Origin of the sequence: Clostridium sp. (genome assembly GCF_051650885.1) — a bacterium.
In the GTDB taxonomy this organism is placed as follows: domain Bacteria; phylum Bacillota; class Clostridia; order Clostridiales; family Clostridiaceae; genus Clostridium.
Genome location: NZ_JBOFRG010000168.1, coordinates 1 through 8,235 on the forward strand (window position 1 = coordinate 1; position 8,235 = coordinate 8,235).

12 protein-coding genes, 1 tRNA gene and 1 pseudogene are annotated in these 8,235 nt (G+C 28.2%); 13 read left to right on the forward strand and 1 reads right to left on the reverse strand.

The annotated features are described in order from the left end of the window. The first annotated feature begins 61 nt into the window (after positions 1-61). From ACRC28_RS08320 to ACRC28_RS08335, 4 genes are all read left to right on the forward strand, one after another. Positions 62-137 (forward strand) — tRNA-Ala (locus tag ACRC28_RS08320). A 183-nt stretch (positions 138-320) separates the two neighbouring features. Next, the gene (locus tag ACRC28_RS08325) at positions 321-458 is read left to right on the forward strand and encodes a hypothetical protein (protein ID WP_438542991.1); all 138 of its coding nucleotides are present in this window, start codon (positions 321-323) and stop codon (positions 456-458) included. Positions 459-589: 131 nt separating this feature from the next. After that, positions 590-1,039, forward strand: coding sequence for a hypothetical protein (locus ACRC28_RS08330; RefSeq protein ID WP_438542992.1), 450 nt, complete (start codon positions 590-592; stop codon positions 1,037-1,039). A gap of 149 nt (positions 1,040-1,188) precedes the next feature. Continuing rightward, positions 1,189-1,635, forward strand: coding sequence for a VanZ family protein (locus ACRC28_RS08335; protein ID WP_438542993.1), 447 nt, complete (start codon positions 1,189-1,191; stop codon positions 1,633-1,635). Between the two features lie 185 nt (positions 1,636-1,820). On the opposite strand, the gene ACRC28_RS08340 is transcribed toward ACRC28_RS08335, so the two are convergent. Further along, positions 1,821-3,182, reverse strand: a complete 1,362-nt coding sequence (locus ACRC28_RS08340) for a DUF2334 domain-containing protein (RefSeq protein WP_438542994.1) — start codon at positions 3,180-3,182, stop codon at positions 1,821-1,823. A gap of 230 nt (positions 3,183-3,412) precedes the next feature. Here ACRC28_RS08340 and ACRC28_RS08345 point away from each other — a divergent pair, with 230 nt between their 5' ends. The 9 genes and pseudogenes from ACRC28_RS08345 to ACRC28_RS08385 all read left to right on the forward strand — a co-directional run. Beyond that, positions 3,413-3,787, forward strand: a complete 375-nt coding sequence (locus ACRC28_RS08345; RefSeq protein WP_438542995.1) for a GtrA family protein — start codon at positions 3,413-3,415, stop codon at positions 3,785-3,787. A 125-nt stretch (positions 3,788-3,912) separates the two neighbouring features. After that, complete coding sequence (locus ACRC28_RS08350; RefSeq protein WP_438542996.1) at positions 3,913-4,848, forward strand: glycosyltransferase family 2 protein; 936 nt, start codon at positions 3,913-3,915, stop codon at positions 4,846-4,848. A 115-nt stretch (positions 4,849-4,963) separates the two neighbouring features. Next, positions 4,964-5,341, forward strand: coding sequence for a hypothetical protein (locus tag ACRC28_RS08355; protein ID WP_438542997.1), 378 nt, complete (start codon positions 4,964-4,966; stop codon positions 5,339-5,341). Between the two features lie 15 nt (positions 5,342-5,356). Next, a complete protein-coding gene (locus ACRC28_RS08360) occupies positions 5,357-6,031 on the forward strand; it encodes a PspA/IM30 family protein (RefSeq protein WP_438542998.1) in 675 nt (224 codons plus the stop codon). An 82-nt stretch (positions 6,032-6,113) separates the two neighbouring features. After that, positions 6,114-6,629, forward strand: coding sequence for a DUF4178 domain-containing protein (locus ACRC28_RS08365; RefSeq protein WP_438542999.1), 516 nt, complete (start codon positions 6,114-6,116; stop codon positions 6,627-6,629). Positions 6,630-6,673: 44 nt separating this feature from the next. After that, positions 6,674-7,201, forward strand: a complete 528-nt coding sequence (locus ACRC28_RS08370; RefSeq protein WP_438543000.1) for a hypothetical protein — start codon at positions 6,674-6,676, stop codon at positions 7,199-7,201. A gap of 11 nt (positions 7,202-7,212) precedes the next feature. Then, entirely contained in the window at positions 7,213-7,407 is a 195-nt protein-coding gene (locus tag ACRC28_RS08375) for a DUF350 domain-containing protein (protein ID WP_438543001.1), read from the forward strand. Positions 7,408-7,416: 9 nt separating this feature from the next. Further along, entirely contained in the window at positions 7,417-7,611 is a 195-nt protein-coding gene (locus ACRC28_RS08380; RefSeq protein WP_438543002.1) for a DUF350 domain-containing protein, read from the forward strand. A gap of 91 nt (positions 7,612-7,702) precedes the next feature. Then, positions 7,703-8,235 (forward strand): annotated as a pseudogene (locus ACRC28_RS08385) (polyamine aminopropyltransferase); the annotation flags it as partial.

Below are 8,235 nucleotides of genomic sequence, written 5' to 3' on the forward strand. Positions count from 1 at the left end.
TAGAGCAACCGGCTCATAACCGGTAGGTCCGGGGTTCGAGTCCCTGAAGGTCCACCATTTTGGGGGTATAGCTCAGTTGGGAGAGCACCTGCCTTGCACGCAGGGGGTCAAGAGTTCGAATCTCTTTATCTCCACCAAATAGGTGGAAAGTCATGAACAATAGTTCATGACTTTTTTTTGTGCAAAAGAGTTATATTATGGTAACTTTAGTATTATAATATAATAAAGAAATTTAATTAATACTTTTATTTTAGGTACATATAAAATAGAAATAGCATAATATAAAAAAGTATTAAATGCTAACATAGGGAGTGTTTTTTGTGAAGAAAATAGATGAACTAAAGGATAGGCTTAAAGAACTTAAGCTAGAAAAAAGAGATTTAATTTTAGCGAACAAAAAAACAGAGGAAATTGATAAAAAAATAAAAGTAGTTCAAGAAGAGATTAATAACTATTAGAATAGAGAAATAACAAAAATATCATGAGCCACATGATATTTTTATTTTTAGGAATAAAAATATATATACAGCATATATTTATGTAGAGAAGAAAACCAAAAGAATTTCATGTGCTGTGGGAGGGGTTATATATGATAAGAACTGTTGTATGTCATAAAGAGGGATGTAGTGGAAATAAATTTTTTATAAAGAGTTGCGATTCTGAAGGGAAAATAGAAGCAATATGTAGCGAATGTAATGACAATGAAATATATGATTTGAATGAAACAGGGTATCATTTAGTTTCAATATGTGAAGCCTGTAAGAATGATACATTTAAATTATTTTTAGATACAGATAAAAATGTAGTTTTTGCAAAGTGTATTGAGTGTGGGGAGCCACCAGAGAAAATTTTAATTGATGAATTTGGAAATCAAATTTCCTTTAGAGATAAATTATTAAATGATGTGAAAGATGAGTTATTTATGATTAGTCAAAGAATGGGAAGTTTAGAAATGAAATTAGAAGATGTAGAAAAGGGACAAGGTATAATTGAAGAATCTTTAGCATATATAAATAGATATATAGTTGAAGATAGATAAAATTGCAATTAATAGAGGAACTATTTATTTTAGGTCAGTTATCACAAAACCTACCTAAAGAAGATAGAAACTCTATTTTTTTTACTTTTCTTTACTGTTTAGGATATATATAATAGAATGGATATATTATAAGAAGAGAAGGTATAGAGATGAAGAGAAAGAAAATAATAAACTTAGCTTTATTAATTGGATGGATGATATTTATTTTTTATATGTCACATCAACCAGCAGATGTATCGAGTGCTCAAAGTGGTTTTGTTTTAAAGCTAATAGAGAAGTTAGGAATCACTATAGATGTTGCATATGTGGATATAGCAACTACTATAATTAGAAAGGGAGCACATATAACTGAATATGCAATATTAGGAATTCTTTCATATAATGCATTTATATTATTCTATAATAGAAGGCAAGCTATGATGATAGCACTATTAGTGACAATAGGTTATGCAATTACAGATGAAGTACATCAGTTATTTGTGGCAGGAAGAGCAGGAAGAGCTACAGATGTTTTAATAGATTCCATTGGAGCTATTATCGGGACAAGTATATGTTTCTTTTGGAACAAACCAAAAGAAACATATAAGGTTAGATAAGTGAGTCTCCAAATTTTAATTTGGCAAGACGAACTTACACTTTAGTATAAGTGGGTCTCCAAATTTTAATTTGGCAAGACGAACTTACACTTTAGTATAAGTGGGTCTCCAAATTTTAATTTGGTAAAATGAATTTTATGAAATGTAAATAAAGGACTATCTCAAAGGCGAGATAGTCCTTTTGTTTAATTATTAAAATCAGTTGGATGAATAGTTGTATAATTATTTGATTTAAAACCTTCAATAAGTTGCTGTAAAATTGAATCTTTAGTGAAGGTAGGCTCAAATAGATTGTTTGTAGTATTTAAAGTAATATAATCTAATTCTATGCTTGGATGATAAAACATAGAGGCTAGGAAATTTGGTGGACTAGATTCTAATTTTTTTAGAATAGAACTAGCATCTCTATTTTTAACATAGCTAAGAGGTGTTGGAATAAATAAGTTCTCATTAGAGGTTTGTTCAAGAGCTGTATATTTAAAAATATTATATGGCTCATATTGATATTGAAAATATTCGCCTATAATCGATTTCTGGTTAGTTGTTGCGTGGTAATGTGGACTTTCAAAAAAGTGAACTGGAATGTTTAAGTAATTTGCAGTATAAATTGCACTTTCAATAACTTTTCTAGTTTCTGCATCAGTAGAATTATCGTCTTTTGTTAGTTCACTACCAACAGCACTAGATGTATCACCTGCTTGATGAGTATATCCATGAAGCCCAATTTGACCGTTACTATTTATAAGATAGTCTAACATATTTATGAAGCCTATATTGCTAAAGCTATCAGAAGCGGTTAAATCATTATCAATTTTTTGTTCAGGATAAACATATCTAGGAATCCATGTAACATTAAATTTAAGTTCGTTTTTATATAATGAGTCTGCCATTGCTTTGAATTTAGCTTGTGATATTGTTGATTCAAAAGAGCTTCCAGCAGTTACATCTTCAAATCGTAATAAAGCTACTTTCCCATCTTTAAGAGGTTTAGCTTCTGCATCTCTTTTATTTAGTGAAGAGTTTAATATATTTACTGAGTTATTTTCATCATCAAAAATTATAGTTGAATTAAATAGATATTCAATATCTGACAATGAAATATAATCTATGTTGTTATAGTTTAACAATATACCACGTGGTGTATAAGACTTTTCATTAATTAGCCAAGTTTTATCTGCTAAATTTATAGTTGTAGTATTATGTTTAAGTGTTTTATTTTGATAAGTAAAATGGAATAAATTTGATATATAGTTTATTGGTAAATAATATCGTTTTCCATAAAGTAGTGGTTTTACTGCATTAGGTAAATCAGTACCAAGAACTTTAAATGAAACTCCTGATAAAGGTTTAGCCTCTGGCAAAGATATTTTGTAGTCTGTTGCTATTTGCTTGTATTTATTGAGTCCATCTTTTTTTACAGCATTTACATGGACAATACCATCTTTTATATAAGCATCCCCTTGAAAAAAGCTAAAATAAAAGATTACTCCATATAAGCAAGCTAGTGATAAAATAATTCCTAATCCCCATAATAATTTCTTTTTCATAAAATTCCCCCATTATATCTGTAAAGTATAGCAATTTTATTATAACAAATTAAATGGATTATTATTACTTAAAAGAAAAAAATAAGGAAATAATAAGAAGTAGAAAATAATGAAAGGGAAGAAGTCTAAAGGATATAAAATTCTTATTAGATATGATAAAATTGATAGGGATAAGCTTTAAAGCTTATTTTATTTATTTGAAAAGAGAGTAGAAAATTTGGAGGACTATGATGGAAAAGCTAGTTAAGTTTGGGTTTGTGGGGATATTGAATACTTTAATAAATATGGTTGTGTATAATATTTTATTGTTCTGTGGATTAAATTATATTTTTGCTAATTCTATTGGGTATGGAATTGGAATGATTAATAGTTACATTTGGAATAATGTGTGGGTATTTAAGACAAAGAGTAAATCAATTCATACAATTATAAAGTTTATAATTGTTAATCTTATAGTATTAGGGATAAACAATGGATTATTATTTATTTTAGTTAAAGAGTTTGATTTAAATAAAACAGTTGCACAAATTTTAGTTATAGTAGTAACTACATTAATTAATTTTGTTGGAAGTAAGCTTTGGACTTTCAAAGAGAAAGAGCAGTAAAAACAGGGAAGTTACGTTACTAAAATTAAGCCATCTTGTGTAAAAACAGGATGGTTTTATTTCTTGTTAAAGTATATTAAAAGTGTTAAAGTAGTATAGGAAATTAAATGTTAGGGGATAAACATATGAAGAAATTAATATCAGTAGTAGTTCCAATGTATTTTGAAGAAAAAGTTGTAGATGAATGTTATAGAAGATTAACGGAAGTTATGATTGGTTTACATAACTATACTTATGAAATTATTTTTGTTAATGATGGTTCAACAGATAATACACTTCCACGACTTAGAGAGTTTGCAATGGAAGATAAAAATATAAAGATAATAGATTTTGCTAGAAATTTTGGGCATCAGATTGCTGTAACAGCAGGTATAAAAGAAGCAAAAGGTGATGCAGTAGTTGTTATAGATGCAGACCTTCAAGACCCACCTGAACTTATAGTGGACATGGTGAAAAATTGGGAAGCTGGTTTTGATGTAGTTTATGCAAAAAGAAAAAAGAGAGATGGAGAAAGTTTCTTTAAGCTTATAACAGCAAAGTATTTTTATAAGTTTTTAGATTTTATGTCTGATGTAGATATTCCAAAAAATACGGGAGACTATCGTTTAATGGATAGAAAGGTAGTAGATGTATTTAATAGTATGGAAGAGAAGAATCGTTTTGTAAGAGGAATGGTTTCATGGCTTGGGTTTAAGCAGACATATGTAGAGTTTGATAGAGCAGAAAGATTTGCAGGTGAATCAAAATATCCATTAAAGAAGATGCTTAAATTAGCAGAAGACGGAATTATATCATTTTCACATAAACCTATTAATTTAATAGGAGGATTATCTATGTTATTTTTCTTAGCTCTTGCAGTTCAGATAATATGGATGATTGTTGACTTAATAATAGGACATAGAATAAGTGATACATTTATTTTAATAACATATATTAATTTTGTAGTAGCTATACTACTTGGAGTACTATCTATACTAGGTAAATATATAATTAGAATGTTTGATGAAGTAAATAAGAGACCATTATATATAATAAAAGATAAAATTAATTTTGAAAAATAATAGAATATTTATTAAATAGCTTAAAAGACATCGTGTGATGTCTTTTTATTTTGTAATAAAATAAAAAAAACTTAATATAAATGTTAAGTAAGAAGAGTAATAGTGGGAGGAATTTATGGAAAAAAGAAATTTAATTGAAGAATACCTAATAGAAATGAATTTAAGTTATGAGATAATTCATAAAAATATGTGGTTAATAGAGGATTTAGATAAAAATAATAAGCTTGTAATATATCTTAATGATAATATTGTTGTTTTTAGAATAAAGGTAATGGAAATTTTAAAAAATTGTAGTGTGAATTTTTATAAGAAATTATTAGAACTAAATGCTTACGATTTAGTTCATGGTGCATATGCATTAGAAGATGATAATGTAGTTATAGTAGACACTTTAAGAGCAGAAAATTTAGATTTAAATGAATTTAGAGCATCCATAGAAAGTATTGAACTATCGATTGCACATCATAAAGAAATATTTAAAGGCTTTATGTAAAAGGAGAGTGTTATTATGGGGATTTTTCAAAGATTATCAACAGTAATTAAATCAAATATAAATGATGCAATATCAAAGGCAGAAGACCCAGAAAAAATGTTAACTCAATTATTACTTGATATGAGTGAGCAATATACAAAGGCAAAATCAGAAGTTGCAAGAGCTATTGCAGACGAAAAAAGATTGAAAAAAGAATATGAAACTCAAGAAAGAAAGGCTAATGAATGGGGAAGTAAGGCAGAGCTTGCAGTAAGAGCAGGAAATGATACTTTAGCAATAGAGGCTCTAAAAAGAAAGGCTGAGTATGAAGGAATTGCATTAAAGTATGAAGAAGAATGGAAGGTTCAAAAGCTTGCAACTGATAAATTGAAAAGTAGTCTTAAAGAATTATCTAATAAAATTGAAGAGGCAAAAAGAAAGAAGAATTTACTTATTGCTAGAACTAAAAGAGCAGAGGCTCAAAAATCTATACACTCAACTATGGCAAGTTTAAATGACACAAGTGTTTTTGATACCTTCAATAGAATTGGAGAAAAGGTTGATAGTTTAGAGTATGAGGCAGATGCAACTGTAGAATTAGATAATTTATCACAAAAGGATGAATTAGAGGCTGAGTTTGATAAGTTAAATGAGGAAGATTCAGTTGTTTTAGATCAATTAGCAGCTTTAAAAGAAAAAATGGGAAAATAAATTAAAGATAAGCTAACTTAAGAGTATATTTTAAGTTAGCTTTAAATACTTATTAAGGTAAAGAATAATTAAGGGAGAAGATATGGGGATATTTAATAGATTAAAAAATATTGTTAAATCGAATAATTCATTAGAAGCTGAAAAAAGAATGGAAAAGAAAACATTATTTAATTTGAAGCTTGGAGATATGGTTTGTATTGAAGAGCTTGATTATGAAATAGAAGGAATAATTCATTTTACATGTGATGGATGGAAGTGGATTGAATATAAGTTAAAGGATGCTTTTGATGTTAAGTGGCTTAGTGTTGAAATGGATGATGAAATAGAAATAGGGTTATATGAAGAAATAAAAAGACCGGAGGTAGAAGTAGGAAAAAATTTTATTTATGAAAATGTTAAATATAATTTAGATGAAGGTGGGGTAGCGGTAGTAGAAAAATGTGAGGGGTTAGGTATTAAAGTTGGTACAGAAGTCAGGTTTATGGAGTACTGTGATAGAAATGAAGAAAAATATTTTAGCGTAGAAACTTGGGGATTAGAAAAAGAATATAGTGTAGGACGAGATATAAAAGAATATAATGTTGAAATTTATGGTTAAAAATATGGAGGGAAAATGTGAAGAGGAGGATTTTATTAATTTTTATGCTTATAATTAGCATATTTTCATTAGTGGCATGTGGAGATGAGGATGACGAATTTGAAGTACAGTCAATTAATGAAAGTATTATAAGTAGCGGAATTTTAGAGTATGAAACAAGTTTAACAAATTCAATTAACAATAAAAAAGCTGAAGTCTATAAAAGTAATTTAAATGTAGATGAAACAGTAAAAGAGATAGAAAATATAATGAACCCTATTGGAAAAGAAGTTTTAGCTAGTGGAAAAGCTATATTGCTAAATTATTATGATGAAGAAATTTTAGTATATGAGGGAGAAGAGGGAATTACTTATATACAGGTGTCTAATGAAGAGTACTTAGATGGCGGAGGCTATAAGGCAGTTCATAGACCAGGAAAGTTTTTTAGAACTTATGGTGTAGTTTCTGCAGCAAATGATGCATCTAAGGTTTTTAAAAATAAGAGAAGTACTATGAGAAGTTCAAATAGTGTGAGAAATTCAAGCACAGGAACTAGAAAAAGTACAGGTGGTGGAACAAGCTTTGGAAAATAGGAGGTGAAGGAATGATTGGAATAGTATCAACTTTGGCTTATGCAACATTGGGTTTAATTTTAATGTTTGTAGGGTATAAGTTTTTTGACTTAATAACACCATATGATTTTGCAGGAGAAATAAAAGAAAAAAACCCTGCAATGGGAATAGTTTTAGTTGGAATATTTTTAGCTATAGGAATAATTGTTAAAGCGACTATTTATTAAGGAGGAAGTATGGAACAGATATTAGGAAGTATTATGTATTTTTTTATAGGAATAATATTTTGTGCAATAGGATATAAGATTTTTGATTTTATTTTGCCATTTGATTTAAATAAAGAGATTGATGAACATAATATTGCAGCAGGACTTGCTGTTGCAGGAATTTTTGTTAGTATTGCAATTGTAATAAGTGCAAGTATTGCATAGAAAAAGGAGCTACATTTTCAGTAGCTCCTAAATAAATAAAGGGGGAGTTAGAGGTTTTACTAAACAGAATAAAACTTCTAAAAAGGTGAAAATGGAGAAGAAGAGGGGAAGTATAACACCAATCTTATTTGCAGTATTTTTAATTGCTATATGTGGAATTATCTATGAGCTTATTATAGGTGCAATTAGTTCATATTTAATGGGGGATAGTGTAAAACAATATTCTATAACTATTGGATTATTTATGAGTGCAATGGGAATAGGTTCAGCAATGTCAAAAAGAATAGACAAGAACCTTTTTGATAAGTTTATTATAGTTGAATTATTGCTTGGAGTTGTGGGTGGATTTTCAGGATTTATATTATTTTATACATATGCATATACAGAAATATATTTTGTATTTATGTATATTTGTATAATCATAATTGGTATTTTGGTAGGTCTTGAAATTCCTATATTAACTAGAATGTTAGATGAAGAAGAGGAAAACTTGAAAGAAACAATAGCAAATATTTTAAGCTTTGATTATATAGGAGCATTAATAGGTTCATTAGCATTTCCTTTAGTATTATTACCTAACTTAGGGCAACTAAAAACAAGTTTTTTAGTTGGAATTATAAATAT

Bases quoted from the DNA above. Each gene is read 5' to 3' on its own strand.
- ACRC28_RS08330 (WP_438542992.1), top strand. From the start codon at position 590: ATGATAAGAACTGTTGTATGTCATAAAGAGGGATGTAGTGGAAATAAA.
- ACRC28_RS08335 (WP_438542993.1), top strand. From the start codon at position 1,189: ATGAAGAGAAAGAAAATAATAAACTTAGCTTTATTAATTGGATGGATG.
- ACRC28_RS08340 (WP_438542994.1), bottom strand. From the start codon at position 3,182: ATGAAAAAGAAATTATTATGGGGATTAGGAATTATTTTATCACTAGCT.
- ACRC28_RS08345 (WP_438542995.1), top strand. From the start codon at position 3,413: ATGGAAAAGCTAGTTAAGTTTGGGTTTGTGGGGATATTGAATACTTTA.
- ACRC28_RS08350 (WP_438542996.1), top strand. From the start codon at position 3,913: ATGAAGAAATTAATATCAGTAGTAGTTCCAATGTATTTTGAAGAAAAA.
- ACRC28_RS08355 (WP_438542997.1), top strand. From the start codon at position 4,964: ATGGAAAAAAGAAATTTAATTGAAGAATACCTAATAGAAATGAATTTA.
- ACRC28_RS08360 (WP_438542998.1), top strand. From the start codon at position 5,357: ATGGGGATTTTTCAAAGATTATCAACAGTAATTAAATCAAATATAAAT.
- ACRC28_RS08365 (WP_438542999.1), top strand. From the start codon at position 6,114: ATGGGGATATTTAATAGATTAAAAAATATTGTTAAATCGAATAATTCA.
- ACRC28_RS08370 (WP_438543000.1), top strand. From the start codon at position 6,674: ATGCTTATAATTAGCATATTTTCATTAGTGGCATGTGGAGATGAGGAT.
- ACRC28_RS08375 (WP_438543001.1), top strand. From the start codon at position 7,213: ATGATTGGAATAGTATCAACTTTGGCTTATGCAACATTGGGTTTAATT.
- ACRC28_RS08380 (WP_438543002.1), top strand. From the start codon at position 7,417: ATGGAACAGATATTAGGAAGTATTATGTATTTTTTTATAGGAATAATA.